The organism is Mesorhizobium sp. WSM4807 (assembly GCF_055811615.1).
Genome location: NZ_JBVVQY010000005.1, coordinates 262,359 through 287,120, shown reverse-complemented (window position 1 = coordinate 287,120; position 24,762 = coordinate 262,359). Strand labels below are relative to the sequence as shown.

The window sequence follows — 24,762 nt, the reverse complement described above, 5'->3', positions numbered from 1 at the left end:
CGACTTTATCCTGCAAAAGCTCTGTTGACAAAATGACGTAATTTGTCAAGATGTATGAGGACGAAATGGCCGACCGTCCTTTTGCCTCGGGCTGTGGACGACAACAAAGGGTATCCCGATGCGCCTCACCGTCGACGGGCAGGCATTCGACGTCAATGCCGATCCCGAAATGCCACTGCTGTGGGCGCTGCGCGATCTCATGGGCAAGACCGGGCCGAAGTTCGGCTGCGGCATCGCCGCCTGCGGCGCCTGCACGGTGCATGTCGACGGCCAGCCGGTGCGCTCCTGTTCATTGCCGGTCGGTGAGGTCACCGGCGCGGTCACCACGATCGAAGGCATCGGTACCGAAGGCAGACTGCATCTGGTACAGCAGGCATGGCTGGAAGAGCAGGTCGCCCAATGCGGTTACTGCCAGGCCGGCCAGATCATGAGCGCGGTGGCGTTGCTCGACGAGGTTGCCGACCCGACCGATGCCGACATCGACGATGCCATGGGCGGCAATCTCTGCCGCTGCGGCACCTACCCGAAGATCCGTGCGGCGATCAAAAGAGCGGTCGTGCTCAAGACGGCGGGGATCTGACCATGGCCAGTGTCGGAAAGATCGCCCGCCGCACGTTTCTCATCGGAGCGGCTGCCATCGCGGGCGGCATCGCTGTCGGTTATTATTACTACCGCAAACCCTACCCGAATCCGCTGGAAGGCTACCTCGCCGCTGATGAAGCGACCTTCAACCCCTATGTGAAGATCGGCGCCGACAACACCATCACCATCGTCGCGCCGCGCGCCGAGATGGGCCAAGGTATCTCGACGACGCTTGCTGCCATGGTTGCCGAAGAGCTCGATGTCGGGCTCGACCAGATCAAGGTCGAGCACGGCCCGGCCTCCTACGCCTATTTCAATGCGGCGATCCTGGAAGAGGGCGGTCCGTTCGCCTTCTTCGACGAAAGCATGACCGCGGAAATAGTGCGCGCCGGCATGGGCGTGGTCGGAAAATTCCTCGCCCTGCAAGGCACCGGCGGTTCGACATCGACGCTCGATGGTTTCGGCAAGATGCGGCAGGCAGGCGCCGCCGCGCGTCAGATGCTGATTGCAGCGGCCGCGCAAAAGTTCGGTATAGCTGCCGCCGATCTGGAAACGGCCAATGGCTCGATCCTGCACAAGGCGTCGGGCAAGTCGCTGACCTATGGCGCTGTCGCCGCGACCGCCGCGACGATGGCGCCGCCCGCGGAAATCAGGCTCAAAGACAAAGCCGACTGGAAACTGCTCGGCAAACCGCAAAGACGCATCGACATGCTGGCCAAGGTCACCGGGGCGCCGATCTTCGGCATCGACGTGACGCTGCCGGAGATGCTGTACGGCACGGTCAAGATGAGCCCGCGCTTCTGGGCCAAGCCGGTCAAGGCGGATTTCTCCAACGCCGAGAAAATGCCTGGCTTGATCAAGATCGTGCCGATCGACACGAATTACGGCCACGGCTTCGGCATCATCGCAGAAAACACCTGGGCGGCGTTCAAGGCGGCGGAGGCGATCGACGCCGAATGGGCCGATCCCGAATATCCGCTGGACAGCGCCGGCATTTCCGAGGTGCTGAAGCAGGCGCTCGGCACCAAAGGGTCGGTGATGCGCGACGATGGCGATGTCGATACCGCCTTCGCCGACGCGCCGCGCGAAAGGATCGTCGAGGCCGACTATGCGGTGCCTTATCTGGCACATGCGACGATGGAGCCGATGAACGCCACGGCGCGGCTGAAGGACGGCGTCCTCGACATCTGGTGCGGCAACCAGGCGCCAACCTTGGTGCGGCAGCTTTGCGCCAATGCTGTCGGCATTGAGCAGGACAAGGTCAGCGTCCACACCACCTTCATGGGCGGCGGCTTCGGCCGACGTATCGAGGTGGATTATGCGCTCTGTGCTGCGCTGATGGCGAAAGAAACGGCAGGCCGGCCAATCAAGGTGATTTGGACGCGCGAGGAGGACATGCGCCACGACGCCTACCGGCCGGCTTCGGTCGGCAAATTCCAGGCGCGGCTTGGCAACGACGGCATACCGTTCGCCGTCGACATGACAATCGCCTCGCCATCGCTGATAGCCAGCACCTTGCGCCGGTTGTTTCCCTCGATCCCGCCGCTTGGCCCCGACAAGTCCATTGTCGATGGGGCCTACGACCAGCCCTACACCATCCCGAATTACCGGGTCAGCGGCATTGCTGCGCCCGCCTCCATCCCGGTCGGCTTCTGGCGATCGGTCGGCTGCTCGATCAACGGCTTCTTTCATGAGGGCTTCATGGACGAGATCGCCACCGCCGGGAAAGTCGATCCGGTCGAACTGCGCAAGACGCTGATGGCTGCCTATCCGGCGGCGGTGAAAGTTGTCGAGAAGGTCGCCGCGATGGCGAAATGGGGCGAGGCGCTGCCCGCCGGCAAGGCCAAGGGCATGGCGTTCACGCTGTCCTTCGGCAGTTGGGTCGGTGAGATCGTCCAGGTCGCCGACACGCCGTCCGGAATCCGCATTGAGAAGGTGTGGATCGCCGCCGATGTCGGCACCGCGCTCGATCCTGATATCATCGAGGCGCAACTCGTCTCCGCCGCCATCTACGGCCTGTCGGCAGCGATGGGTCAGGAAATTACTTTCGCCGACGGCATGGTCGAACAGTCGAATTTTCATGACTACGACGCCATGCGCATCTCCCAGTGTCCGGCGTTCGAAGTCGCCATCCTGGAGAATTTTCACAAGATGGGCGGCGTCGGCGAAGTCGGCACGCCGCCGGCGGCACCGGCACTCGCCAACGCCATCTTCGCACTAGCAGGCAAGCGCATCCGGACACTGCCCTTGTCGAAGGAGGTGACCTTTGCATGAAGTATTGCCATCATGCTGACAGTTGCTGCCATGCTGTTTCGATGGCGCCTCCCCAGCGGCAGAGGAAAGCCAAGGCACGGCACCGATGACGGTCGATGCAGCCAAGACTTGCCCGAGGAACGCGGCCTAGCGGTTGCTTTCGCATCCGCGCTGCGCGGAGTGCGATGTCGCAGACGAACGGCCGCGCTGGTCCGGCGCGCCTGACGGCGGCGGGCGCATCCTGTCCAGCGAAGTATTACCCATCAACTTTTCTGACTATATTGCGGTGCAACTTTGATGTAGAAGCTCGTTCGCCGATCACGGCAAGTTGAACACGGCCTTGCGCGCACCCATATCGGCGACGCGCCGAGTTAGAAGACGCGGCCTGGCCGAACTCCGCGCAATGGAAAAACGACGATGCCGAAATACAGGTTTCACAAGCTTGCAGCCATTGTTGTGCTTGTCGGGTTCGCTGCATGGATGGTGACGGGCGAGTTTTCGTCCGTCGGCAGCGCGGCCGCCGATAAACCCAAGGCGGGGGAGGTCGAGCAGCCAAAGGCGGCTGACGCCGGCCAGGCCAAGCCCGCTGAGGCAGAGCAGCCCAAGGCGCCGTTGCGCACCGTCGCGATCATAACCCCGCCTAGGCGTACCTATGCGCGCGCCATCCGCATTTCCGGACTGACCGAAGCCGACAAGCGCGCGGTCCTGGCGACGCGCGTCGCCGGCGTCATCGACAAGCTGCCGGTCAAGCAGGGACAGCGCGTCAAGACCGGCGACCTCGTGCTGATGTTGGCAGCCGAGGAAAAGCTCTCGGCGGTCAGCAACGCCAAGCAGCTTCTGGTTCAGCGTCGGGCCGAACTCGATGCAGCATTGCGGCTGATGAAAACCGGCAATCTGCCCAAGCTGCAGCTCGATACGGCTCGCTCCAGCCTGACGCTAGCCCAGTCGCACCTGGAAGCCGCGCAGGCCGAGCTCGACCGCAACGAGGTGAAGGCGCCGTTCGACGGCGTCATCGACCGTGTACCGGTGGAGCTTGGCAGTTCCGTGATGCAGGGCGGCGAAGTGGCGACCATTCTGAGCCTCGATCCGGTGATCGCCCGCGGCGAGGTCAGCGAACGTGATCTCGGCTATCTGAAGATCGGCGACAAGGCGAATGTACGATTGGTCAGCGGCCAGAATGTCGAGGGCACCGTGCGCTATATCAGCCGCGACGCCTCGTCCGCCACCCGCACCTTCCGCGTCGAGATCGCAATCCCCAACCCCGAGGGCACCATTCCGGCCGGGATGACCGCCGAGATCGCGCTGAGCGCCCAGCCGACCGACGCAGTCATGCTGCCGCGCTCCGTGGTGACGCTGGGCGACAAGGGCGACCTCGGCATTCGCGCAGTCGACAAGGACGACAAGGTCGTGTTCTTCCCGATCGACTTGGTCGACGACACGCCAACCGGCCTGGTGCTCGGCGGCATCCCTGCCGATGCGCGCATCATCGTCGCCGGCCAGGAACTGGTGAAGGAAGGCGAAGTGGTCAAGCCGGTCGAGGCCGACCAGGCGACCATCCAGAAGCTGTTGGGCGAAGCGACGGCCGGGACGCAGTAATCATGGATATCGTCAAACTCGCAATCAGCAATGCCCGGCTGACCATTTCGGTCCTGGTCTTCCTCATCCTCGCGGGTGCGGTCGCCTATCAGTCGACACCCAAGGAAGCGGAACCCGACGTTCCGATTCCCATGATGTATGTCAGCCTGATCTATCAGGGCATCTCGCCCGAGGATTCGGAGCGCCTTCTGCTGCGGCCGATGGAAGCCAAGCTGAAGAGCCTCAAGGGTCTCAAGGAGATGCGCTCGGCCGCCTTCCAGGGCGGCGGCTATGTGCTGGTCGAATTCCACCCGCAGACGGATCTGGCGACGGCGTTGCAGGACACACGCAGCAAGGTCCAGGACGGCAAGGCCGACCTGCCGCAGGCAGCCGAGGAGCCTGTAGTCTCCGAAGTCAACGTCTCCGAATTCCCCGTCCTTGTCGTGACGCTGTCGGGCGAAGTGCCCGAGCGCATGCTCACGGCGGCGGCGCGTGAGTTGCGCGACCGCATCGAGGAAGTGCCGGGCGTGCTGGAAGGCGCGCTGCAAGGTGCGCGCGACGATCTCGTCGAAGTCGTCATCGATCCGATGAAACTGTCTTCCTACGGGCTGCAGCTCGAGCAGCTGATTGGTGCGGTCGGCGATTCCAACAGTCTTGTCGCCGCCGGCAACATCGAAGGGTCCGAGGGCAAATACGCCGTCAAGGTGCCGTCGCTGATCGAGACGCCGGAGGACGTGGCGGCGCTTCCGGTCGTCGCCGGCCCCAATGCCGTGGTACAGGCCAAGGATATCGCCACCGTCCGCTCCACCTTCAAGGACGCTGAGACGGTAACCCGTCTCGACGGCAAGCCGGCGATCGCCATCGAGGTGAAGAAGCGCATCGGCTCCAACCTGATCGACACGATCGCCCAGGTGAGGACCGTGTCCGATGCCTTCATAAAGACCATGCCGGAAGGCATGCACGTCACCTACACGCAGGACAAATCGGTCTTCGTCAACCAGTTGCTCGGCGATCTGCAGAACCACGTCATGATCGCCGTGATCCTGGTGTTCATCGTCATTCTCTATGCACTGTCGGGCCGTGCCTCGCTGCTGATCGGACTGGCCATTCCATCGTCCTTCCTGATCGGCATCCTGCTGTTGGCCATGATGGGCTACACGATCAACATGATCGTGCTGTTCAGCCTCATCCTGGCGGTCGGCATGCTCGTCGACGACGCCATCATCGTCACCGAATTCGCCGAGCGGCGGATGAGCGAAGGCATGCCGAAGGCAGAGGCCTTCGCGCTTGCCGCCAAGCGCATGGCCGGTCCGGTCATCGCCGCGACGATGACGCGCATCGCCGCCTTTTCGCCGCTGTTGTTCTGGCCAGGCATCATCGGCGATTTCATGAAATACATGCCGATCACGCTGATCGTCACGCTCTCGGCCTCGATGCTCTATGCGCTGGTCTTTGCGCCGGCGCTGGGCGCCTTGTTCGCCAAGGCGCCGCCGCATCACGAGAATGACAATCGCGACGGCTGGTACATGGCTGTGGTCAAGCAGGCGGTGCGCTTTCCCATCACCGTGCTTCTGCTCACCGTCGGCCTTTTGTTCGGTGTCGGTTTTGCCTATTCGAAATATGGCGCCGGCGTCGAGTTCTTCCCGAATGTCGAGCCTGACTACGGCCTGCTCTATGTGCACGCCCGCGGCAACCTTTCGCTCGCAGAAATGGATGCCGCCACAACGACCGCGGAAAACCGGCTTCTCGGCTGGCCGGGCGTGAAATCGGTCTATACCCGTGTCGGCAAGACGCAAGGCGGCGGCCAGGATATTCCGGAAGACGTGGTCGGCGTGATCCAGTACGAGTTCGTCGACTGGCGCGAGCGCAAATCGGCGAACGCGATCCTGGACGAATTGCGCGGCGTCATGGCCGGCATTCCCGGCGTCGACGTCGAGGTTCGCGTGCCCGAGGCCGGCCCGCCCACCGGCAAGCCGATCCAGATCAGGCTTTCGGCCGTCGACCCGGAAGGCCTCGACGACAATGCGCGCGCCGTCGCCGCGCGCATTGCCAAGGTGCCCGGCGTCATCGATATTTCCGACGGCCTGCCGCCGCCCGGCGTCGACTGGGCGCTCGACGTCGATCGCGCCAAAGCGGCACAATACGGCATCAGCCCGACCTCGGTCGGAACGGTGGTGCAACTGGTGACGAACGGGCTGAAGCTCAGTGAATACCGGCCAGCCGGTGCTGACGACGCCGTCGACATCAGGCTGCGTCTGCCCGAGGACCGGCGCACGCTGTCGACACTCGATGACCTCAGGGTGCAGACTTCGCAAGGGTCGGTGCCGATCTCGAATTTCGTCGTGCGCAAGCCCGAGCCGACCGTTGGTATCCTCAACCGCATCGACGGCGCGCGCACGGTGGTCGTCCAGGCCAATGTCGCCGCCGGCGAGCAGGTCGCTTTTGTCCAGCAGCAGGTCAGCCAGGCGGTCGCCGATATGGATCTCGGCAGCGGCATACGCTGGAAGCTCGCCGGCTCGAACGAGGACAGCGCCGAGGCCAGCGCCTTCCTCAGCAAGGCCTTCGGTGCGGCGATCTTCCTGATCTTCCTCGTGCTCCTGATGCAGTTCAACAAGTTCACCAGCGTCTGGCTGGTGCTGTCCTGCGTGGTCATGGCGACCGTCGGTGTGTTCCTGGGACTGCTGTTGACTGGAGAGGCGTTCGGCATCGTCATGTCGGGCATCGGTGTCATCGCGCTGGCCGGTGTGGTGGTGAACAACAACATCGTGCTGATCGACACCTATGACCGGCTGCGCGAAGAAGGCTGGGACAAGATGGACGCGGTGCTGCAGACCTGCCGCGAACGTGCCCGCCCGGTCGTGCTGACGGCGGTGTCGGCGATTCTCGGCGTGCTGCCGATCGCTTTCGGCCTCGGTCTCGAAATCTTCCATCACGAGACGACGATCAACGCGCCGTCGACGCAATGGTGGATTTCACTGTCGTCGGCGATCGTCTTCGGCCTGTCCTTCGCCACCTTGCTGACGCTGGTGGTGACACCGTCGATGCTGATGGTGTTCACGCGTAGTAAGAACAGCCGCTTCTATGCATTCTTCCGTCGGGTGTTCCGGCGCGGCAAGACAGTCGGTGCGACTGTCGAGACCTCCGCAAGACCGGGCTCGCTCGACGAGCCGGCGTTCGCCTTCCCGAAGGCCGCCGAATAGGCCAACTTTGCTTGGAGTGCCGCGCGTATTCTGGTCGCGCAAAGAAAAGGCCGCCGGGAACAACCCAGCGGCCTTTTGCATTGTCCTGTCATGCAACACCTCGAAGCGGGGAGTCTCTCATGACGCTCAGCACCATTCTCGTCATCATTCTGATCCTCATTCTGATCGGCGCGGTGCCGGCATGGCCTCATTCGCGTTCCTGGGGTTATGGTCCCTCCGGCATCGTCGGCGTTATCCTGATCGTCCTCTTGGTGTTGCTGCTGATGGGCAGGATTTGACCCGGAGTTTGGTGCGCTCAACAAAGTACAGCGCTGCGCGCCTTTTGAGGGCGCAGCGCTGTACCATTTGATTTTTCACATGTCCTTTCCGAGCCTTCGGCTCGGATCATGCGTTAGTAATGGCCGCTTTCCGTTTCAGGCAGCTTTCGAAACGCTATCAATCGTGGCCACACCGATAGCATCGAGAGCTTCTGCCACCGCCCTGTCCAGCGGCGTATGCGGGATTGTGCCGATGATGCCTTCCAGCCTTTCCGAGACCAGCTGGTGTGGCTCGAAGCGGAGATAGGACATCGAGACGAGCTCGCGCCACATCGCCACGAACGGACTGCCGGCGCGCAGCACCCACCACGGCATCGACGTCAGTTTCAGCGTGCGCCCGAGCGCCTGCTCCGCGGCCGCCTTGATCTCCAGATCGGTAACGGCGTGGCCGGGAAAGTTCAGCGCCTCGTAGGCGCCGAGCTTGGCGAGATTCTCAGTCAGTCCGACGAAAGCCTTGGCCATATCAGGCAGATAGGCCCATTCATGCACGAGATCGGCCGGCCCAGGGGCGGTATAGACGCCCTTGTCCATCTTGGCGGCCACCATCAGATCGAACCACGATCCGGTGCCGGTGCCGCCGAAGAAATCGCCGGCTCGCAGCAGAATGGTGCGCACTCGGCCTGCTTCGGCCTCGCGGCGAAAGAGGTCTTCCATGGCGACGCGGATGCGGCCCTTTTCCGTCGTCGGGTGGAATGGCGTGTCTTCGGTGACGACAGCCGGCATCGGCGAGCCGTAATTGTAAACGCTGCCGGGAGCGAGGTGCAATGCGTGGTTCGCGCGGCACGCGGCCATGACGTTCTCGGCCATCGGCAGGCACTTGCCCCAGTCGGTATAGATCGGGTTGAGGCCGTTGAAGATGATGTCGACGCCTTCGGTGGCGCGGATAAGCGCTTCGCGATCGAGCCCGTCGCCGGCGACGGCTGTGGCGCCGGCGAGTTCTGCCGGTATTTTGCCGCTGCGGGTGATGGCGCGAACATCATAGCCGGCGTCGATGAAGGCCTTGGCAACCACGCGGCCGAGCCGGCCATTGGCACCCAGAATTGCGATCTTGGTCATTTTTCGTCTCCGTGTTTGCGGTACGGTCACAATATGATTCGCCCGCAAACGAATGGAAATTGACTGAATTTGGCGATGTGATATTCAGTTTTGAATGGAAATCGACTGGAACCTGATCAAGAGTTTCGTCACCGTGGCGGAAACCGGCAGCCTGTCAGCTGCCGCGCGCAAGCTGGCTGCAAGCCAGCCGACGCTCGGCCGCCATATCGCCGAGCTGGAGCAGGCCCTCGGGGTCACCCTGTTCCGGCGCGGGCGGCGCGGCTATGCGCTTACGGAAGCCGGCAGCACGCTCTACGAACGCGGCCGGGCGGTGAGCGAGCAGGCGAGCGCCTTTTCGCTATTGGCGCTGGGATCAGTCGAGGCGATCGAAGGCACGGTGCGCATTGCCGCCAGCGAGGTGGTGGCTGCCTATGTCCTGCCCGAGATGACGGCGCGGCTGGGCGCTGAGGAACCCGGCATCGAGGTCGAGATCGTCGCGTCGAATCAGGTCGAGAACCTTTTGCGCCGCGATGCCGACATTGCCATCCGCATGATCAAGCCGGCGCAGAACGAATTGGTGGCGCGCAAGGTGACCGACATTCCGCTCCGCGCCTGCGCGGCAAAATCCTATCTCGACCGGCGTGGCCGTCCGCGCGAGCCCGGCGATCTTGCCGGCCACGACCTGATCGGCTTCGACCGCAGCGATGAGATCATTCGTGGCTTTGCCCAGTTCGGCGTCCCACTCACCCGCGATGCCTTCCGCTTCAGGACCGACAACCAAATCGTGCTTTGGGAGGCGGTGCGGGCGGGAAACGGCATCGGCTTCGGCCAGGAGCCGCTGGCCGATCGCGATCCGCTGGTGGAGACAGTGCTGCCGGGCCTCGCGCTGCCGACGCTGCCGGTATGGCTGGCCATGCACCGCGACGTGCGCACCAGCGTGCGCATCCGCCGTGTCGCGGATTTCCTCTATGAGGAGTTGAAGCGCTATTCGGCCGGTGCTGCGTCGGGCGCGAATTCGGCGCGGTGGGCGAGCCCGGCCATCAAAAATACGACGACCAGCAGCCCCGACAAAGCGACGAAGATCGGACTGAAGCTCGAGTGCTCGGCGATGAAGCCGATCGCCGACGGCGCCACCAGAATGCCGGAATAGCCCATCGTGGTGACGACGCTCATACCGGTGCCGGACGACATGCCTTCCTGGTTGCCGCCGGCCGAAAACAGGATCGGCACCATATTGGCGATGCCGAAGCCGCAAAGGGCAAAAGCTGAGATGGCGAGCCAGGGCGAAGGCGCTAGCCCCGCCACCAGCATGCCGGCGGCGGCGACAAGGGCCGAGACGCGCAGCGTCGTTACGGCACCGAAACGGTTGCGGACCCCGTCGCCAACGAAGCGCATGACGGCCATGACGCCGGAAAAAGCGGCGTATGCCAAACCAGCTACGGCGAGGTCGGTGCCGAGTTCCTGTTGCAGGTAAAGTGCCGCCCAGTCGAGCACCGCACCCTCGGAGATCATCGTCATCAGCGCCATCAGCCCGACGAGATAGACCAGCGGATTTCCAGGCAGCGCGAATTTGCGACGTCCGGTAATCCCCGATGATCCTTGGGGCGGCTTGCCCTCGGCGATCAGGTAGCGAACTGCCACAGCGATCACGGCAAAGGCAAGAGCCGTCACCACCGCCGCATGGGCGAGATGGCCGTAATTCTGGATGGCGAAGCCGCCGAGAGCGCCACCGGCGAAACCGCCAAGGCTCCAGAAGCCGTGCGAGGACGACATGATGGCGCGGGACAACCGCCGTTCCACCGTGACCGCATTGGCGTTCATGGCGACATCCATGCCGCCGATCGAAGCGCCGAAGATGAACATGGCGATGGCCGCCAGCGGCACGTTGGGGGCAAGCGCCACAACCAGCAGGCCGAAACTGCCGATGAGACCGAACCAGCGCAGCACGCTGCGCGAACCATGCCTGGAGATCAGGTGGCCGCACCAGGTCATGGCCGTGACCGCGCCGGCGCCGAACAGCAGGATCAGCAGGCCGAGCGTAAACTTGCTGATATCCAGCCGGGTCAGGACCACCGGGATCTGCGGCGCCCAGGCGCCGGTCAGAAAACCATTGGCCAGGAAGATGGCCGCCACGGCCCATCGTCCGCGAATGGCGGTCTGCATGATTTTTAGCGTGTCCATCGTGTAGGAGTCCGGTGCGAAAATAGCTTCGCGCGGCAAATTAGATCGATTCAATCTTCAGTCAAGCGCTCGCTCTTGGAAGTGCTTGGGCCAAGCGGCTCGCTTGAATCCGAGGTTGATGAGAGCCGATCGGGACAGGGTTTTTTGTTCGACCATGATCTTGTCCGAAAACTGGATTCCACTTTTCGGGATCGTGGTCTTAATGATCCCTGGGGCGTCTTGCCTCGAACTCCGCCTTCTTGGCATCGGAGGCCTCGGTCTGGTTGAGCGCCTGCCATTCGGCATAAGGCATGCCATAGATGATCTCGCGCGACTGGTCCTTGCTGAGATCGACGCCCTTGGCCTCCGCGGCGTCGCGATACCAGTTGGAGAGGCAGTTGCGGCAGAAGCCGGCGAGGTTCATCAGGTCGATGTTCTGCACGTCCGTGCGTTCGCGCAGATGTGCAACCAGCCGGCGGAAGGCGGCGGCTTCGAAATCGCGTTTTTGCTCGTCGCTGAGTTCGGTCATCGAAACCTCCTTACAGCGGCCCGGTGCGCGAGCCGAATCGTTTGACCTGATGTATATCGGGACCGCGGTTGATAGCGTCAACGACCGGCGCCAGCCGTTCGGCCCAGGCGACCGCATCCTGCCGATCGGCGATCAGGTCCTGACGGATTTCGATCAGCGCATGGGCAAAGCCGTTGACGATGGCATGCCTGAACATGGTGTCGCCGCGCAATGCGCCGTCATAGGGCTCGTTGTCGCCAACCATAAGGCTTTTGTCCTCGGCGATCATGTCGATCAGCGGTCGCGCCACCCGGTCGTCGCGATCCCACAAGACACCAACATGCCAAGGGCGCACGAATCCCTGCATGAAAGGGGTGAAGGAATGTATCGACAAGATGAAGGGGGCGCTTGCGGAAGCCTGCGCCACCGAGGCGATCATGGCGCCGACGGCATCGTGATAGGGCCGATAGAAGCGGTCGAGCCGCCTTTCACGTTCTTTCAAGGCAAGTGGATAATTTCCCGAAATGACGGTACCGTCATAGAGCTGGCGGATCAGCGTCGGATCGTCTTCGCCGCGATTGGGATCGATCAGAAGCCGCGAAAAATTGGCGAGTACTGCCGGCACGCCGAGCAAAGCCGCCAATTCGCGCGTCACCGTCTCGACACCGATGTCGTAGGCGATATGGCGGTCGAATTCCGCCGCCGGCAAGCCGAGGCTGCCATACTCTTCCGGCAGGTCGCGACGGGCGTGATCGGCCAGGAGCACGATGCCCCGCTTGCGGTCGCCTTCGACGACGTCGAAAGGCGCGAAAACTGTGGATCGGGTCATCGGCGGGAAATGGTCTGTTCGCTGGCTTCCAGGGAGGATGGTATCGTCTTTCCACGAAGGAGACGATTTCGCAATGCCGTCGTTTGGCCACGGTTTCTGCGGAAATCTGGCAGAAGGCGACAGACCGTGCGCCGAAGCCTTTCTAAATCGATTGGAATTGGGCAAAAGGGCGCGTTGACATGCGCCCGGACTTTTCCGAAAAGGGGCATTGAGAGATGCAAATGTGGTTCTTGAGGGATTTCAGGATGGGTTCCGCCGGCAGGCCGCGCGTGCGCTATGCCTTCGCCATGCCGCTCCTGACCCTTGCTGTGGGCCTCGCCGCGTTGCTTGCTGCCTCGCCGGCGCGCGCCGATTTCCGTGTCTGCAACGCCACGCAGAACCTGGTCGGCGTCGGCATCGGCTATCGCGCCAAGGCAGGCTGGATCACCGAAGGCTGGTGGCACATCGAAGGATCGAGCTGCAAGACGTTGATCGAAGGGCCGCTGTCATCAAGATTTTACTATCTTTATGCAGAAGACGCTGAGCGCGGCGGGCGCTGGGATGGCCCGATCAACATGTGCGTGGCCGAAAAAGAGTTCAAGATCGCCGGCGTTGCCGATTGCGTCGCCCGGGGATTCCAGCGCGCCGGATTCCAGGAATATGACACGGGCGAGCAGGCAAGCTGGATGGTCCAGCTGACTGATGACCCCGCAACGGGGGGCGTTCCAGCCGCCCCGGGAACAAACAGTCAATGAGACGCAGCCGCAAGGTCAAGATACTCGCCACCATCGGGCCGGCCTCCTCCTCCGAGGATATGCTGAAGAAGCTCTTCGAAGCCGGCGCCGACGTGTTTCGCATCAATATGAGCCACACCGATCATGAATTGATGCACACACTTGTCGGTCGCATCCGCGTCGTCGAGAAAGCAGTCGGCCGGCCGATCGGTATTCTCGCCGACTTGCAGGGGCCCAAGCTGCGGGTTGGCAAATTCGCCAGCGGCAAGGAGGCGCTGACACTCGGCCAGACTTTCACGCTCGACGACAGTCCCGAGCCCGGCAATTCGACCAGGGTCTATTTGCCCCACCCCGAAATCCTGAGATCGGTCGAGGCTGGTGACCGCCTTTTGATCGACGACGGCAAGCTCGAGCTGAAGGCGGTGAAGAGCGACGGCAAGGCGATCGTCTGCACCGTCGTCGCCGGCACCAGCATCTCCGACAAGAAGGGCGTCAGCCTGCCCGACACCGACCTGCCGGTCGGCGCGCTGACCGAAAAGGACCGCAGGGACCTCGATGCGGTGCTGGCCACCGGCGTCGACTGGGTGGCGCTCTCGTTTGTCCAGCGGCCGGAGGATCTGGCGGAAGCGCGCAAGATCGCGCGCGGCCGGGCGCTCATCATGGCCAAGATCGAAAAGCCGCAGGCCGTCGCCCGGCTGGCCGAGATCATCGAACTTTCGGACGCACTGATGGTTGCCCGCGGCGATCTCGGCGTCGAAATGCCGCTCGAAGCCGTGCCCGGTATCCAGAAGCAGATCACCCGCGCCGCGCGCCGCGCCGGCAAGCCGGTGGTGATCGCCACGCAGATGCTGGAATCGATGATCACCGCGCCGGTGCCGACCCGCGCCGAGGTGTCGGACGTTTCGATCGCCGTGTTCGAAGGCGCCGACGCCATCATGCTCTCGGCGGAGTCCGCGGCCGGCGCCTACCCGGTCGAGGCGGTGGCGATGATGAACCGCATCGCCAGCAAGGTCGAAACCGACCCGACCTATGCCGGCATCATCAATGCGCAGCGTTCGGAGCCGGAAGCGACCGGCGCCGACGCCATCTCGCTTGCCGCCCGCGAAATCGCCGAGACGCTGAAACTGTCGGCGATCATCAGCTATACGGCGTCCGGCACGACCGGCCTGCGCGCCGCTCGCGAGCGGCCGCAGGTGCCGATCGTCGCACTGTCGCCGATTGTCAACACGGCGCGGCGGCTATCGCTTTTGTGGGGCACGCATTGCGTCGTCTCGCCCGACGCCATCGACCTCGACGACATGGTCGACCGCGCCTGCCGCATCGCTTTGGACGAGGGGTTCGGCAAGCCGGGCGACCGGGTCATCATCACGGCCGGCGTGCCGCTGAGGACGCCGGGCTCCACCAACATGCTGCGCATCGCCTATGTCGGGTCGGAGGTGCAGGCCCGCCGCTAGGCCGCTCACACTGGGCGGATTCGCGGCAGGGAGATCCTGTTCTCCGTGTCGCGACCATTGGGGGCCACATGAGTAAAGATCATGCGGGCGGCTGGACCCGCACGTCGAGGGTCATCGAAGCCCGGCCCGAGGACCTCTACGCGGCCTTCACGGATCCGACCGCGCTCGTCGCCTGGCTGCGGCCGGCTGAAATGACGGGCGTCATCGACGAATTCGACGCGCTTCGGCGAGGTTGCTCTAAATCGGCGCGAGTTCGGCTTCCGGCGCTTTGATGTCGGCGCATTTGCCGGCGCCGTTAGTGTCGTTGGCGATACTGACTTCCACGGCCTTCGCCATTGCCGAAGGTCCACGTCCCTGCCGGCGACCTTTTCGATCGCGCCGACGACGAGATCGGGCGCGATCCAGTCCGGCTTGTGGCCGAGATTGTGGACCCAGACCAGCTCGGCGCCGGCGATGTCGCTGACGAGGCCGACCGAATGGATCGTTGAATAAACCACCTTGTCGCGGTCGCCCGAGATGACCACAGTCGGCGCCTTGATATCGCGGTAGTGCGGCGCGGCATCGAGCGTGTAGCGATAAAGCCCGGCGACATCGGTGGCGTTGGCACGAAAGGCGTTCGGCCGAAGCACCAGCGGGATCGAGACTTCGGCGACATAGCCGTCCGGCACCTTGTTGGGGGCAAAGACGCAGGCGATGGCGGTATTCATCTGCAGCGTTCCCGACGGATAGGTCAGCGTTTCGGAAAACAGCCGGCCGACGATCGGAATGGTCGTCAAATTGTAGTACCAGGCGGTCGCGCCGCCCGGCCAGGGATGGGTGGCGGGCGCCATGAACACAAGGCCGAGCGTCTTGTCGGGATGCTCGCGGCCGAAGGCGGTGGTCACCGAGCCGCCGAAGGAATGGCCGGCGATGATGGCTTTCCCGATGCCGAGATGGTCCATCAGAGCTGCGATGGTGCTGGCCTGTGCCGATGGGGTCTCGTCGTTTCCGGGGCCGCGCCCCGACCAGCCTGCACCCGGGCGGTCGAAGAACAGCATCTCGGCACGGCCTTCCAGCAAGGGCCTCAGCGGCAGCATCTGATCTCTGAGATTGGCGCTGGCGCCGTGGATGAAGACGATCGGCGGCAGTTCAGCGTTTTTCCGCGACGGAACGTGAACGTAGTGGATGCGGGCACCGTTTATATCCGCGAAGTCGCCGATCGGCGGATTGCGGCGCTCGATCAGCCATGAGCCGGCGAGGGTGACACCTGCAAGGGTGAACACAAGCGCCATGAGGAAGACGAGCGCGGCGAAGATCAGGTTCATGGGGAGAGGTACGGACCGGAGCGAAATTAGTTCACAGTCTAGCTAAAGCGACTTTCACTCAAGTGGAATTGTCCGCCAACCGGGAAATCAAATTCCTTCGCCGGCAAGTTCTTCCGAAAGCGTGCCGACCTGATCCTGGGCGCTGCGCATCATCGGATAGATGCCGAGCACGCGCTGCCAGGCTTCCAGCGCCGACTGCTTGTGGCCGGTTACGGCCATGATCTGCGCCAGGCCGGACAGTGCGCCAAAATGGCGCGGCTCGAGCTGCAACGTGCGGTCGATGTCCGACATCGATTTTCCAAAGTTATTCATCATGAAATGTACGGTGGCGCGCCGGTTCCAGCCTTCCGCATAGGCCGGTTGCAAGGTCACCACTTGGTCGAGAAAATCGAGTGCCACGTCGAATTTCTTATCTTCGATCGCCTTTTGCGACCATTGCATCATCAGGTCGATCGAGGCGCTGCCGGATTGCGACCACTCGTGCGAGATGCGAGCGGCGATGCGCTCGGCGGCCTTTTCATTGCGCTGGCGCTTCAGGTCGACGAACAGCTGGTCGAGCCTTGCCTCCCTAGTCGTGGCAACCGGAGGGGCGACTGCATCGTCCGCTTGAGCCGGAAGCGGGGCGAAACCGAAAAGAAAAAGCGCCGCGAAGAATGCAAAGAGAATCCGCATGGCCGGGAATCTAACCCCGGACGGCAGATCGTCAAACTGAATTTAGCGTGAAAGGGCCGGCAGGCCGGCAAATTACATCATGCAGGCGGAGGCAGGCGCCTCCACGCGAAACACTCAACCCTGACGCGCCTTGTAGCGCGGAGCGGTCTTGTTGATGATGTACACGCGGCCCTTGCGGCGAACCAGCTGGTTGTCGCGGTGACGCGCCTTGAGCGCCTTGAGCGAATTCTTGATCTTCATGGTCTTGCCCGTCGGTCTGGGCCCGCTTGGGCCGAATTATTAAGGCGCGCTCGGAAAGCGCGCCTCTCAACTTGTGCGTGGCTCATAAACGAGGAGCCTTGTCCGTGTCAACCGCAAGCGTGCTTCATAGATGAAGCCAGCGTGGCGGAGTTTGGTTTCCTGCTCGACCGACGGCGTTAGAGCGGTGCCGTCCTATAGCCTCAACGGTGACGGCTCATTCGCGTAAAATGGCCCATCTTGCGGCCGGGGCGCGCTTCCGCCTTGCCGTAGAGATGCAGCATCAGATCGGGCTCGGCGAGCAGGGCTGGAACACGCAGGATATCGTCGCCGATCAGGTTTTCCATGACACAGTCGAAATGGCGGCCGGGATTTCCCAAGGGCAGGCCGGCGACGGCGCGAATGTGCTGCTCGAACTGCGAGACGATGCAGGCGGCCTCAGTCCAGTGGCCGGAATTGTGGACGCGCGGCGCGATCTCATTGGCCAGCAGCGCGCCGTCGGCAAGGACAAAGAACTCGATACCGATGACGCCGACATAATCGAGCGACGCAAGTATCTTTGCCGCCGCCGCCTGCGCTGCAGCGGCGGTTTCGGACTCTATCCTGGCCGGCAGGGTCGAGCTGTGCAGGATGCCGTTGCGGTGGACGTTTTCTGCCGGATCGTAGGCGGCGAGCGAACCGTCCATGCCGCGCGCCGCGATCACCGAAATCTCGCGTTCGAAGGCGACGAAGGATTCGAGGATCAGCGGCACGTTGCCCATCGCCTCGCAGGTGCCGGCAAAGCCGCCTGTTTCCATGTTGCGGAAGACGCGCTGACCCTTGCCGTCATAGCCCATGCGCCGCGTCTTCAATATGCCGCTGCCGTCGAACTTTTTCAGCGCCGCCGTCAATTCGTCGTCATTGTCGACGGGACAAAAATCCGCAGTGGGAACGCCGATGCCGTTGAGGAATTTCTTCTCCGCCACCCGGTCCTGCGCCACTTCCAGCGCGCGCGCCGGCGGATAGACCGGGACCGTGACGGCAAGCGCGCTGGCAGCCATGACCGGCACGTTCTCGAACTCGTAGGTGACGACGGCGCTGACTGCAGCCAGTTCGGCGAGCGCAGCCGTGTCGTCGTAGGTGGCGGTGATCTGCCGGTTTGCGACCTGTGCCGCCGGGCAATTCGGCTGCGGTTCCAGCACGACTATGCGGTAGCCGAGGCGGGCCGCGGCCATGGCCAGCATGCGGCCGAGCTGGCCGCCGCCGACGATGCCGATGGTCGATCCCGCGGGCAGGCTCATGGCGTGTCCGTGGGCTCGGCAGCGACCCTGGCGGTCTGGGCGGCGCGCCAGGCATCGAGTCGGGCAGCGAGCTTTTCGTCGGTCAGCGCCAGCACGGCCGCGGCCAGAAGGGCGGCATTGGTGGCGCCCGCCTTGCCGATGGCCAGCGTGCCGACCGGAATACCGGCCGGCATCTGCACGATGGAGAGCAGCGAGTCCTGTCCGGAAAGCGCCTTCGATTCTACCGGCACGCCAAAAACCGGGAGCGGCGTCATCGCCGCCGTCATGCCGGGCAGGTGCGCCGCACCGCCGGCGCCGGCGATGATCACCCGAAAACCGGCGGCCTTGGCGCCCTTGGCAAAATCATAGAGCCGGTCGGGAGTGCGATGAGCCGAGACGATCAGCCGCTTGTGCGGAATGCCCAGTGCCTCCAGCGTTTCGGCGGCGTGGCGCATCGTCGCCCAGTCGGACTGGCTGCCCATGATGACGGCGACGTCGGCGCGGTGATCGTCCAAGCTTCTGCTCCCGGCGGCAAAGGCGCGCATTAGCGGAATTCGGGATCGACGGCAAGGATGTGGTGCCTCCGCGCAGCATTCGGGCGCGAGGCACCATCATTACCTAATCCGGCCAGCGCAAGGCGCCGGCGCTATCCTTGCGGGCGGACTTCATCGCATCCGCCGGACGCTCGGCCGCGCTCAACACGGCCCGCAGGCGTTCGGCGACGATCTCCGCCTCGCCAGGATGAAGATTGCACGGGTCGAGGAAGAAGTGACCGCGCTCGACCTCGTGGTTGCGGACGATAATAGGGGGCGAACCGGCCGCCAGCGCCGAGGCAAGGCCGGCGGCGGTGAACCTGCTTTCGGGCGTAACAAACACCTGCAGGCGGTCGAGCGGATTGCCGGTCGGATCGGGAATGATATGCGCAGCGATACCGGGCGAGCCCTGCAATGCGTCCTTCCACAGATGCAGAGCGGCTTCTTCCCGCTTGCGGATGCCGGCGTGGTCGCGCCGCTCCCAGGCCTCCAGCGCGGCCATGGTTCCGGCGATGCTTTCCTTGCCGACCTTCATCGCCCGCGCAACGCCACGATTCTGCAGATAGGCGGCCCGCACCAGATCCTTGCGCCCCGTCACGATGCCGCTTGTCGGTCCGCTGAGGAATTTGTGCCCACTATAGACGACGATGTCGACGCCGCGTGCGAGAAAGCCGCGCAGGTCGTATTCGGAGGCGGCGTCGACGATCACCGGGACACCCCTGGCGTGGCAGATCTCGCAGAATTCCTCGAGCGAAAGCATGCCGTATTGCACCGTGTGATGCGCAACGACGTAGAGGCCGGCCGCGGTGCGGTCGCGGATCGCGTCGCGCACATGATAATCCTGCGTCACGCTGACCGTGCCGGCCGCTATGGTCCTGGCCCCGGCAAGCCGGATCGACTGGTCGATCGGCGCGCCGTAATTGACGATGTGGCCGAGCTGGACGATGACCTCCGACTTGAGGCCCTCGGTGTCGTCCGGCAGCCGCTCGATCGCGAGAAGGTTGGTGCCGGTCATCGTGCCGGCAATCGCCATGGTGATGCCGCTGGCGCAGCAAGCCGTGATGAAGCCGGCCTCGCCTCCTGTGAGGCGCGCGACGACCGTGCTTGCGGCGCGTTGCAGATCGTCCATTTCCACCCATTGCGAAGCGATCTCCGACATCGCGGCGATCGCTTCCGGGACGATGATCGAGGCGCCGAGCGCCGTCATCGTGCCGGAAACATTGATAATCGGGCGAAGGCCGAGCCGTTCGCGGATTGTCGTATTGGAGCCGTTTGCGGAATAGTTTTTCATCTCGAGAGATCCCATTGGTGGATGTCAGGCAGCGATCTCGACGACCGCCTCGATTTCGACCGTAATGTTTCCCGGCAAGGAACCGACACCGATCGCCGAGCGGGCGTGCCCGCCGATACTATCGAAGACTTCGGCGAAAAGATCGGAACAGCCATTCACCACCTGCGGATGGTCGCTGAAGGTCGGGATGGCGTTGACGAAGCCAAGCAGCTTGACGACGCGCACGATACGGCAGAGGTCGCCTGCCGCGGCGTGCATGACGGCGAGCAGGTTCAGGCCGGTGAGACGGGCATGCTTATAGGCCTCTTCAACGGTGACGTCCTCGCCCACCTTGCCGGTGCAAAGCGTGCCATCGGCGCGCAGCGGCCCTTGGCCGGAGAGGAAGATCAGCCGCCCGCTTTCGGCGTGGGTGACGAAATTGGCGATCGGCGTCGGCGGCTCGGGCAGCGTCAGGCCCAATTCGGCGAGCCGGATGTAAGGCGTCATGAAAAGGCTCCTTGCGACAGCTTTCGCCGCCCGGTGTCAGAAATGCGAGGCACGAAACCGCGCCAGGAAGCTGCGAAGACGCTCATTGTCGATCTCGGTGCCTAGAATGTCGGCAGGCGGGCCCGCGGCGCTGACACCGCCATCCGCCATGAAGACGATGCGGCTCGACGCGTCGCGCGCAAAGGCCATCTCGTGCGTGACCATCACCATCGTCATGCCGTCCTCGGCCAGGCTGCGCACGACCTCGAGCACCTCGCCGACGAGTTCCGGGTCGAGCGCGGAGGTTATCTCGTCGAGCAGCAGGATTTTCGGCTCCATCGCCACCGCCCGGGCGATGCCGACGCGCTGCTGCTGGCCGCCGGAAAGCTCGGCGGGCAGGCTGTCGGCCTTGTGGGCAAGTCCGACCCGGCCCAGCCAGTGTTCGGCAATGGCGTGTGCTTCGGTACTGCTCTTGCCGCGCACCTTGCGCAGGCCAAGCATGATGTTGCCGGCCGCCGTCAGATGCGGAAACAGGTTGAAACTCTGGAACACCATTCCGGTCTCGGCGCGCATCTTCGCCAGGTCGCGCTCGCTGCGGCGCTGGCGTGTTCCCGTGTCGCGGAAGCCGACCTCCTTGCCGTCGATGCGGATGGAGCCGCTGTCGTAGCTCTCCAGGAAGTTGACGCAGCGCAGCAGCGTGGTCTTGCCGCTGCCGGAAGGTCCGATGACAGTCACCACTTCGCCGCGTGTCACCTGCAGGCTGACGGAGCGCAGGACCTCGACGGATCCAAAGGATTTGGAAACGTCGGAGATGTCGAGAAGCGCCGGATTGGCGGGCGGGGAGATGGACATCTTGCTATTCCCGGATGAAGGAGAAACGCCGCTCCAACCGTCGGCTGGCCAGGGAGAGCGCGTAATTGACGACGAAATAGATGACCGCACCGAGGATGTAGAGCGGCATCGCTTCGTAGGTGCGGCCGATGACCTGGTTGATGGCGTGCATCAGGTCGGTGATGCCGAGCAGCGAGACCAGCGCGCTGCCCTTCACCGCATCGGTGACGCCATTGATCCAAGGCGGCAGGAAGCGCCTGAACGCTTGCGGGAAGATGACGTAAGCCAGTCGCTGGCGAAAGGTCAGCCCGATCGCCATCGCCGCTTCGGACTGCCCCTTTGGTATGGAACCAACCGCACCGCGCAGATACTCGATGACCTGTGCCGTCTTGAACAGAGTGAGCGCCAGCACGGCTGCCCAGAAGGATTCCAGATGGATGCCGACGGCAGGCAGGCCGTAATAGACGAAGAAGATGAGCACCAGGATCGGAATGCCGCGAATGGTGTCGCTGAAAATGCGCACTGCCCAGCGCAGCGGAGCCGGGCCATAGACAAGGCCGACGCCCATCATCACACCGGCGATGAGCGACAATACCACGACCAGCAGCGACACCCACAGTGTCACGGCAAAACCCTGGGCCAGGAAGGGCAAGGCATAGGCGATCTGGCCAAGCATCCTAGTGCGCCGCCCTGAACCGGCGCTCGACAAGCCGAAGCGCATAAAGAAGCGCGTAGCCCGTCAAGAGGTACATCGCCGTCACCACAAGGTAGACCTCGACGATCCGGAAGGTGTTGAAGTTGATCCACTGGGCGCCGTAGGTGAGCTCGGGCACCGAAATGACCGAAGCAACGGACGTGTCCTTGAACAGCGATAGGAACGTGTTGGAAAGCGCGGGCAGCGTTATGCGCAGCATCGTCGGCAGGCGCACATGGAGCAGCCTTTGCCATGGCGTCAGGCCAATCGCCTTGCCGGCGTCGAGCTGCCCGCGCGGAACCGCTTCGAGCCCCGAGCGGAACACCTCGACCAGATACGCGCCGCTATAGAGCGACAGCGTGGCAATGAATGAGGTCTGCGCGCTGTAGGCGATGTCGACCACCGTCGGCAGGCCGTAGAAGACGAGATAGACGAGCAGGATCAGCGGTACGTTGCGGATGAATTCGACATAGGCGGCGATGGCGGTCCGGACCAGCCGCCCGGCCGATACGTACCAGACCGCCAGAAGCAGCCCGATGACGATGCCGATCGCGATGGAGATCACTGCCAGCTCAAGGCTGAGCAGCAGCCCGCCCCAGAGCTTGTCGAAATGCCGCCAGATCAGGTTGAAGTTTAGGGTATAGCCCATGTGTCCCTGTCATATCGAGGGCTGTCGACGAGAAGGAGGCGGAAGGGCGCGGCCCTTCCGCCGGCTTGCATCAGATGACCGGGAAGCCGGGATGGCGCGCCGGCGGCTCCTGTCCGAAATAGTCCTTGAATGCAGCGTCATAGAGCGCCGTCTCATGGCCGAACATGGCGGTGTCGAAGGTCGTGTTGACGAAGGTCAGCCAGTCGGGGTCGCCTTGCCGAAGTGCGGCGCCGTAAAGCATCGAGAACCAGCTCTTGCCAGCATCGAAGTATTTGTCCGGATTACGTGAGGCGAGCCAGCGGACCGTCGACAGATCGACGGCGGCGGCGTCGACGCGCTTCGATTCCAGTGCCTGCAGCACGTTGGCCTGCGTGTCAATCTGCATCACCAGCGCCTCCGGCAGGACGATGTGCACATTGGCCTCGGCATCGACGTTTTGCAGGATGGAAATCCGTGTCGCCGAACCGCCGGCAAGCAGCTTGTCGAAGGTCTTGTTTTCGGCGTTCGGAAGGGTCAGCAAGGCGATGCCTTCGACGTAATAGGGCCGGGAGAAGTGGATCAGCTGCGAGCGCTGGGCGGTCATGGTCATGAACTGGATCGAGATGTCGACCTTGTTGGTGGTCACGTTCGGAATGCGCTGGGCCGGATCCTGCATGACGAATTCGACCTTGGTCGGATCGTCGAAAAGCCCCTTGGCAAGAATGTGCCCCATGGTGATGTCCATGCCGACCAGTTCGCCGGCATCGTTTTCGAAGTGCCATGGCGCGTTGGTGCTGCCGGTGCCGACGATCACCTTGCCGCGCTCGAGAATGGTGCGCAGCAGGCTGTCCGGTGCCGCTTGCGCCGCCGCCTTCTGAACATCGACCGTTGCTGCTGCGCCCACTACTCCGGCCGTTGCAAGCCCGGCCATTCCCAGTTTCAGAAATTCACGTCTTTTGGATGTGTCGTTCACGGCGACCTCCTTTTCGTGTTGTGTTCCCCTTTGCCGATACATGCATCAGTGATCTGCTGGATTGAGTGATCTGCTGGATTGTCTCTTACAAAAGACACATGTATCCTGTACAAGACAGATACTAACATCAGGAATAAGTAATGCAAGATGGCAATGCCTTGGCAGTTCGGCCGGACGCTGGTCCGGACGAAGACAGGATTTCGGGCTCTCGCGAGAAGGGTCTCAACCGGGTGCTCCATATCCTGGAGTTTCTTCACGCGAACCAGCGTGCGATCGGGATTGGTGATCTCGCCAAGGGAGTGAATGCGCCGCGCTCGACGATCTACACGCTCGTGCGCTCGCTCGTGGATGCGGGCCTGCTGGAAATGGCCGGCGACGGTAATCGGGTCTATTTCGGGAAGAAGCTTTATCTCTACGGAATGGACTATGTGCGCGGCAACGACCTGCTCAGGCGAGGGCGTCAGGAAGTCGACAACCTGTCGCGCGAGACAGGCGAGACCTCCGAATTGTGCATGCTGCAAAGCGGCCGCTACACGATTGTCCATTCCAGTCCAGGTACCAGGCCGTTCCGGATCAGTTCGGCCACAGGTCTGCAGATCCCGCTTCCCTGGACCGCTTCCGGGCGGTTGCTTCTCGCCGGTTTCGAAAGGGCGGTGATCGAAGACATGGTGTCCGAAGATGATCTCGTCCTGCCAGACGGCCGCAGATTGCTGCTGGACGACTTCATAGCCGATATCGCTACGGCTGGGGCTGCCGGCTACTGTGTAACCTCAGGTCTTGTCGACGCCTATACAAAATGCCTTGCCGCGCCGGTCTTTTCAGCTGCCGGCAAGGTCGAGGCGACGATATGCCTGGTGGTTCCAATCGATACCTCCGAGGAGAAGACCGGCGATCTCATCGCCCTGCTGCGCGAACGCGCCGCGAGGCTTTCGATCATGGGATGAGCAGAATTGTCGCGACCGTAAGTGGGATTCGCTCACGCGATGATGTCGGGGATGATCCGGTCTTCCAGTGCCATCAGCCGGTCTTTCAGGAAAAGTTTTTTCTTCTTCATGCGCTGGATCTGCAGAGGGTCGCAGTTCATGGCGATCATCGCGTTGATGGCCGCGTCGAAATCGGCGTGCTCCTGCTTCAGCCGAGAATATTCGAGGCGGATATCAGCCTGTTCCTGTTCGGACATTATCTACCGTCTGCACGTCTGCGGCGCCCAAAAATGGGCCTGATTGGGCGAGGCCGGAGGTATCTTGCA

At 63.1% G+C, this 24,762-nt stretch carries 23 protein-coding genes and 2 pseudogenes; 9 read left to right on the top strand and 16 right to left on the bottom strand.

Translation table 11 applies throughout. The features are described from left to right. The first annotated feature begins 118 nt into the window (after positions 1-118). The 5 genes from AC0L3N_RS09280 to AC0L3N_RS09260 all read left to right on the top strand — a co-directional run bounded on the left by AC0L3N_RS09280 (position 119) and on the right by AC0L3N_RS09260 (position 7,888). Entirely contained in the window at positions 119-580 is a 462-nt protein-coding gene (locus AC0L3N_RS09280; RefSeq protein WP_123150164.1) for a (2Fe-2S)-binding protein, read from the top strand. Between the two features lie 2 nt (positions 581-582). Beyond that, on the top strand, positions 583-2,856 hold the full coding sequence (locus AC0L3N_RS09275; protein WP_473547225.1) for a xanthine dehydrogenase family protein molybdopterin-binding subunit: 2,274 nt from the start codon (positions 583-585) through the stop codon (positions 2,854-2,856). Positions 2,857-3,252: 396 nt separating this feature from the next. Next, positions 3,253-4,431, top strand: a complete 1,179-nt coding sequence (locus tag AC0L3N_RS09270; protein WP_473547223.1) for an efflux RND transporter periplasmic adaptor subunit — start codon at positions 3,253-3,255, stop codon at positions 4,429-4,431. A 2-nt stretch (positions 4,432-4,433) separates the two neighbouring features. After that, the gene (locus tag AC0L3N_RS09265; RefSeq protein WP_473547221.1) at positions 4,434-7,610 is read left to right on the top strand and encodes an efflux RND transporter permease subunit; all 3,177 of its coding nucleotides are present in this window, start codon (positions 4,434-4,436) and stop codon (positions 7,608-7,610) included. Between the two features lie 119 nt (positions 7,611-7,729). Then, a complete protein-coding gene (locus tag AC0L3N_RS09260; protein WP_036267059.1) occupies positions 7,730-7,888 on the top strand; it encodes a DUF3309 family protein in 159 nt (52 codons plus the stop codon). A 135-nt stretch (positions 7,889-8,023) separates the two neighbouring features. On the opposite strand, the gene AC0L3N_RS09255 is transcribed toward AC0L3N_RS09260, so the two are convergent. Continuing rightward, positions 8,024-8,983, bottom strand: coding sequence for an NAD-dependent epimerase/dehydratase family protein (locus AC0L3N_RS09255; protein WP_473547219.1), 960 nt, complete (start codon positions 8,981-8,983; stop codon positions 8,024-8,026). Between the two features lie 94 nt (positions 8,984-9,077). On the opposite strand from AC0L3N_RS09255, the pseudogene AC0L3N_RS09250 reads away from it, so the two are divergent. Further along, a pseudogene (locus AC0L3N_RS09250) lies at positions 9,078-9,986 on the top strand (LysR family transcriptional regulator); the annotation flags it as partial. Here AC0L3N_RS09250 and AC0L3N_RS09245 read toward each other — a convergent pair. From AC0L3N_RS09245 to AC0L3N_RS09235, 3 genes are all read right to left on the bottom strand, one after another. Continuing rightward, positions 9,947-11,143, bottom strand: coding sequence for an MFS transporter (locus AC0L3N_RS09245; RefSeq protein WP_473547217.1), 1,197 nt, complete (start codon positions 11,141-11,143; stop codon positions 9,947-9,949). The pseudogene AC0L3N_RS09250 and the gene AC0L3N_RS09245 overlap by 40 nt on opposite strands. A 199-nt stretch (positions 11,144-11,342) precedes the next feature. Then, positions 11,343-11,651 carry a DUF1244 domain-containing protein gene (locus AC0L3N_RS09240; RefSeq protein ID WP_473547215.1) on the bottom strand — a complete coding sequence of 103 codons (309 nt, stop codon included), beginning with the start codon at positions 11,649-11,651 and terminating at the stop codon, positions 11,343-11,345. A 10-nt stretch (positions 11,652-11,661) separates the two neighbouring features. Then, positions 11,662-12,459, bottom strand: a complete 798-nt coding sequence (locus tag AC0L3N_RS09235; RefSeq protein WP_473547213.1) for an N-formylglutamate amidohydrolase — start codon at positions 12,457-12,459, stop codon at positions 11,662-11,664. Between the two features lie 245 nt (positions 12,460-12,704). Here AC0L3N_RS09235 and AC0L3N_RS09230 point away from each other — a divergent pair, with 245 nt between their 5' ends. Both AC0L3N_RS09230 and pyk read left to right on the top strand, forming a co-directional pair. Further along, positions 12,705-13,193 (top strand): DUF1036 domain-containing protein, encoded by a 489-nt coding sequence (locus AC0L3N_RS09230; protein WP_473547211.1) that lies wholly within the window; start codon positions 12,705-12,707, stop codon positions 13,191-13,193. Then, entirely contained in the window at positions 13,190-14,626 is a 1,437-nt protein-coding gene (pyk, locus tag AC0L3N_RS09225; protein WP_473547209.1) for a pyruvate kinase, read from the top strand. The genes AC0L3N_RS09230 and pyk overlap by 4 nt, the downstream gene beginning before the upstream one ends. Before the next feature lie 237 nt (positions 14,627-14,863). Here pyk and AC0L3N_RS09220 read toward each other — a convergent pair. The 11 genes and pseudogenes from AC0L3N_RS09220 to AC0L3N_RS09170 form a co-directional block, all read right to left on the bottom strand. Next, positions 14,864-15,930 (bottom strand): annotated as a pseudogene (locus AC0L3N_RS09220) (alpha/beta fold hydrolase). Positions 15,931-16,017: 87 nt separating this feature from the next. After that, on the bottom strand, positions 16,018-16,602 hold the full coding sequence (locus AC0L3N_RS09215; protein ID WP_123150175.1) for a tetratricopeptide repeat protein: 585 nt from the start codon (positions 16,600-16,602) through the stop codon (positions 16,018-16,020). Between the two features lie 114 nt (positions 16,603-16,716). After that, on the bottom strand, positions 16,717-16,842 hold the full coding sequence (gene ykgO, locus AC0L3N_RS09210) for a type B 50S ribosomal protein L36 (RefSeq protein ID WP_006327841.1): 126 nt from the start codon (positions 16,840-16,842) through the stop codon (positions 16,717-16,719). A 200-nt stretch (positions 16,843-17,042) separates the two neighbouring features. After that, complete coding sequence (locus AC0L3N_RS09205; protein WP_473547207.1) at positions 17,043-18,119, bottom strand: 5-(carboxyamino)imidazole ribonucleotide synthase; 1,077 nt, start codon at positions 18,117-18,119, stop codon at positions 17,043-17,045. Then, entirely contained in the window at positions 18,116-18,613 is a 498-nt protein-coding gene (gene purE, locus AC0L3N_RS09200; RefSeq protein WP_123150292.1) for a 5-(carboxyamino)imidazole ribonucleotide mutase, read from the bottom strand. Before purE ends, AC0L3N_RS09205 begins: the two co-directional genes overlap by 4 nt. Positions 18,614-18,716: 103 nt before the next feature. Beyond that, positions 18,717-19,922, bottom strand: a complete 1,206-nt coding sequence (locus AC0L3N_RS09195; protein WP_473547205.1) for an aminotransferase class V-fold PLP-dependent enzyme — start codon at positions 19,920-19,922, stop codon at positions 18,717-18,719. A gap of 24 nt (positions 19,923-19,946) precedes the next feature. Further along, the gene (locus tag AC0L3N_RS09190) at positions 19,947-20,408 is read right to left on the bottom strand and encodes a RidA family protein (RefSeq protein WP_473547203.1); all 462 of its coding nucleotides are present in this window, start codon (positions 20,406-20,408) and stop codon (positions 19,947-19,949) included. 36 nt (positions 20,409-20,444) lie between these two features. Further along, positions 20,445-21,239: an amino acid ABC transporter ATP-binding protein gene (locus AC0L3N_RS09185; RefSeq protein WP_473547201.1), complete on the bottom strand. Its 795-nt coding sequence runs from the start codon at positions 21,237-21,239 to the stop codon at positions 20,445-20,447. Between the two features lie 4 nt (positions 21,240-21,243). Beyond that, entirely contained in the window at positions 21,244-21,894 is a 651-nt protein-coding gene (locus AC0L3N_RS09180) for an amino acid ABC transporter permease (RefSeq protein WP_123150180.1), read from the bottom strand. A 1-nt stretch (position 21,895) separates the two neighbouring features. Then, entirely contained in the window at positions 21,896-22,561 is a 666-nt protein-coding gene (locus AC0L3N_RS09175; RefSeq protein WP_258121662.1) for an amino acid ABC transporter permease, read from the bottom strand. A gap of 70 nt (positions 22,562-22,631) precedes the next feature. Further along, a complete protein-coding gene (locus AC0L3N_RS09170) occupies positions 22,632-23,513 on the bottom strand; it encodes a transporter substrate-binding domain-containing protein (RefSeq protein ID WP_473547199.1) in 882 nt (293 codons plus the stop codon). A gap of 140 nt (positions 23,514-23,653) precedes the next feature. Here AC0L3N_RS09170 and AC0L3N_RS09165 point away from each other — a divergent pair, with 140 nt between their 5' ends. Next, positions 23,654-24,457: an IclR family transcriptional regulator gene (locus tag AC0L3N_RS09165; RefSeq protein ID WP_473547197.1), complete on the top strand. Its 804-nt coding sequence runs from the start codon at positions 23,654-23,656 to the stop codon at positions 24,455-24,457. Positions 24,458-24,489: 32 nt separating this feature from the next. Here the strand turns inward: AC0L3N_RS09165 and AC0L3N_RS09160 are convergent, their stop codons facing one another. Then, on the bottom strand, positions 24,490-24,693 hold the full coding sequence (locus AC0L3N_RS09160) for a YdcH family protein (protein WP_077380473.1): 204 nt from the start codon (positions 24,691-24,693) through the stop codon (positions 24,490-24,492). Between the last annotated feature and the right edge of the window lie 69 nt (positions 24,694-24,762).

Excerpts from the sequence above, each read along its gene's own strand:
- AC0L3N_RS09175 (WP_258121662.1), bottom strand. The coding sequence starts at position 22,561 with ATGGGCTATACCCTAAACTTCAACCTGATCTGGCGGCATTTCGACAAG.
- AC0L3N_RS09265 (WP_473547221.1), top strand. The coding sequence starts at position 4,434 with ATGGATATCGTCAAACTCGCAATCAGCAATGCCCGGCTGACCATTTCG.
- AC0L3N_RS09255 (WP_473547219.1), bottom strand. The coding sequence starts at position 8,983 with ATGACCAAGATCGCAATTCTGGGTGCCAATGGCCGGCTCGGCCGCGTG.
- AC0L3N_RS09205 (WP_473547207.1), bottom strand. The coding sequence starts at position 18,119 with ATGAGCCTGCCCGCGGGATCGACCATCGGCATCGTCGGCGGCGGCCAG.
- AC0L3N_RS09185 (WP_473547201.1), bottom strand. The coding sequence starts at position 21,239 with ATGTCCATCTCCCCGCCCGCCAATCCGGCGCTTCTCGACATCTCCGAC.
- AC0L3N_RS09240 (WP_473547215.1), bottom strand. The coding sequence starts at position 11,651 with ATGACCGAACTCAGCGACGAGCAAAAACGCGATTTCGAAGCCGCCGCC.
- ykgO (WP_006327841.1), bottom strand. The coding sequence starts at position 16,842 with ATGAAGATCAAGAATTCGCTCAAGGCGCTCAAGGCGCGTCACCGCGAC.
- AC0L3N_RS09260 (WP_036267059.1), top strand. The coding sequence starts at position 7,730 with ATGACGCTCAGCACCATTCTCGTCATCATTCTGATCCTCATTCTGATC.
- AC0L3N_RS09275 (WP_473547225.1), top strand. The coding sequence starts at position 583 with ATGGCCAGTGTCGGAAAGATCGCCCGCCGCACGTTTCTCATCGGAGCG.
- AC0L3N_RS09195 (WP_473547205.1), bottom strand. The coding sequence starts at position 19,922 with ATGAAAAACTATTCCGCAAACGGCTCCAATACGACAATCCGCGAACGG.
- AC0L3N_RS09190 (WP_473547203.1), bottom strand. The coding sequence starts at position 20,408 with ATGACGCCTTACATCCGGCTCGCCGAATTGGGCCTGACGCTGCCCGAG.
- AC0L3N_RS09180 (WP_123150180.1), bottom strand. The coding sequence starts at position 21,894 with ATGCTTGGCCAGATCGCCTATGCCTTGCCCTTCCTGGCCCAGGGTTTT.
- AC0L3N_RS09160 (WP_077380473.1), bottom strand. The coding sequence starts at position 24,693 with ATGTCCGAACAGGAACAGGCTGATATCCGCCTCGAATATTCTCGGCTG.
- AC0L3N_RS09270 (WP_473547223.1), top strand. The coding sequence starts at position 3,253 with ATGCCGAAATACAGGTTTCACAAGCTTGCAGCCATTGTTGTGCTTGTC.
- pyk (WP_473547209.1), top strand. The coding sequence starts at position 13,190 with ATGAGACGCAGCCGCAAGGTCAAGATACTCGCCACCATCGGGCCGGCC.
- AC0L3N_RS09235 (WP_473547213.1), bottom strand. The coding sequence starts at position 12,459 with ATGACCCGATCCACAGTTTTCGCGCCTTTCGACGTCGTCGAAGGCGAC.
- AC0L3N_RS09280 (WP_123150164.1), top strand. The coding sequence starts at position 119 with ATGCGCCTCACCGTCGACGGGCAGGCATTCGACGTCAATGCCGATCCC.
- AC0L3N_RS09215 (WP_123150175.1), bottom strand. The coding sequence starts at position 16,602 with ATGCGGATTCTCTTTGCATTCTTCGCGGCGCTTTTTCTTTTCGGTTTC.
- AC0L3N_RS09230 (WP_473547211.1), top strand. The coding sequence starts at position 12,705 with ATGGGTTCCGCCGGCAGGCCGCGCGTGCGCTATGCCTTCGCCATGCCG.
- AC0L3N_RS09165 (WP_473547197.1), top strand. The coding sequence starts at position 23,654 with ATGCAAGATGGCAATGCCTTGGCAGTTCGGCCGGACGCTGGTCCGGAC.
- AC0L3N_RS09245 (WP_473547217.1), bottom strand. The coding sequence starts at position 11,143 with ATGGACACGCTAAAAATCATGCAGACCGCCATTCGCGGACGATGGGCC.